The sequence below is a fragment of the Hydrogenophaga laconesensis genome (assembly GCF_031457235.1).
Taxonomy (GTDB): domain Bacteria; phylum Pseudomonadota; class Gammaproteobacteria; order Burkholderiales; family Burkholderiaceae_C; genus Hydrogenophaga; species Hydrogenophaga laconesensis.
In genome coordinates this window covers 1-1660 of record NZ_JAVDWE010000048.1, presented here as the reverse complement: position 1 = coordinate 1660, position 1660 = coordinate 1, and the positions used below count along the sequence as shown (strand labels likewise).

The 1660-nt window shown below is 66.4% G+C and carries 1 pseudogene; it reads right to left on the bottom strand.

The window, feature by feature from the left end:
- Positions 1–30: 30 nt before the first annotated feature.
- A pseudogene (locus tag J2X09_RS26995) lies at positions 31–1592 on the bottom strand (IS3 family transposase).
- Between the last annotated feature and the right edge of the window lie 68 nt (positions 1593–1660).

Genomic DNA, 1660 nt, shown 5'->3' with positions numbered 1-1660 from the left:
CGGCGCGCGTCAAGGTAGTTGTCGCCTGAGTCACGCAGCTTTGAGCTGAGTATGTTGAACGCAGGTGGCCAGCTTGACCACCTCGTCTCGTTCTGGATTGAGGGTCACCACGTCGATGAGCGACCAGTCCCGAGTGGCCCCCGTCCAGCGAGCTGGATGGCGCTGTCGGGCCTGGCGGTACAGCGTGTGTCGTGCCGCCAAGATGGCCTGGTCTTGGCCGGTGTGACGCTGCTGTGGGCTCACATAGCGGATGCCGCTGTGGCGGTGCTCCAGGTTGTACCAACGCACGAATTCAGCAGCCCAGGCACGGGCACCGTCCAGCGTCTCAAAGCCCTGCGCCGGGAACTCCGGGCGGTACTTGGCTGTGCGGAACAACGACTCTGCAAACGCGTTGTCATCGCTGACACGAGGCCGCGAGTACGAAGGCTTGATGCCCAGCCAGTTGAGCATGGCCAGCACCGTGGTGGCCTTCAGGGTAGAACCGTTGTCGCCATGCAGTACGGGTTTGGTGTCCATCGCCGCGATGCCCTCAGTCAACGCGGTGCGCCGCACCAGATGCACGGCATGCTCTGAGTCGTCGCTCTCGTGCACCTCGGCACCCACGATCTTTCGGCTGTACAGATCCAGGATCAGGTACAGGTGAAACCACCTGCCCATCACCTTGGCCGGCAGGTAGGTCATGTCCCAGCACCACACCTGGCCTGGGGCGGTGGCGATGTGGGTGGTGGGCGGCTTTGTTGCCTTGGGCGCCTTGGCGCGTCCTCTGCGCTTGTTCTGCCCGGCGGCCTTGAGCACGCGCGCCATGCTGGACTCGCTGCCCAGGTACACGCCCTCGTCGGCCAGCACGGGCACGATGCGCGCCGGTGGCGCAGAGGCAAAACGCGGTTCGTTGGCCACCGCCAGCAGCGCTGCGCGCTCGGCCGCGCTCAGGGCGTGGTTGGGCAGCGGGCGCACGGCGCGCGGCCTGCCATCGCCCCTGGAGAGGCCTTCGCGGGCTCTCCAGCGCTGCAGGGTTCGCACGTTGATGCCGGCGACATCGCAGGCGGGCTGCAGCCGCGCTCCTGCGGCATGCGCCGTGTCAATGGCTCGGGCCAGGGCTTGGCGATCTTCGAGGCCGATCATTCGTCCTCGCCCCTGTTGAAGATCGCCGAGACTTTTTTTGAAAGCACCAGCAACGCGGCTGTCTCGGCCAGTGCCCGATCCTTGCGCAACAGATCGCGCTCGAGTTCCTTGATGCGCTTGCGGTCAGCTCGGGTGGCTTGTGGGCTGGCGGGCGCATCTTGCGGGTCGACCAGCGCGGTGGTGCAGCTCGCGCGCCATTTGTCCAGATCGCCCGGGTACACACCGTACTCGCGGCACCAGGCGCCCTTGGCGGCCTCGTTCATCGCGGCCGTGGTGATCACGGCCTCAAGCCGGGCGCCCGCAGACCAGGCCCGCCCTCGGGCGGGCCTGGTCTGCGCATCCTCGCGCCATCGCTCCAGGGTGCCAACGCTCACCCCCATCTCACGCGAAACCACCTCCAGCGAGGCGCTCTCCGGCGGCAGCAACCTGGCCACCGCTTTGTCTTTGAATGCTTGTCCGTATCGAGCCACTGTCGTCCTTCATCGCCGCCCCCAGGTTCTTGGTTCTATCGGGGCGACAACTATTCTGACGCGGGGGG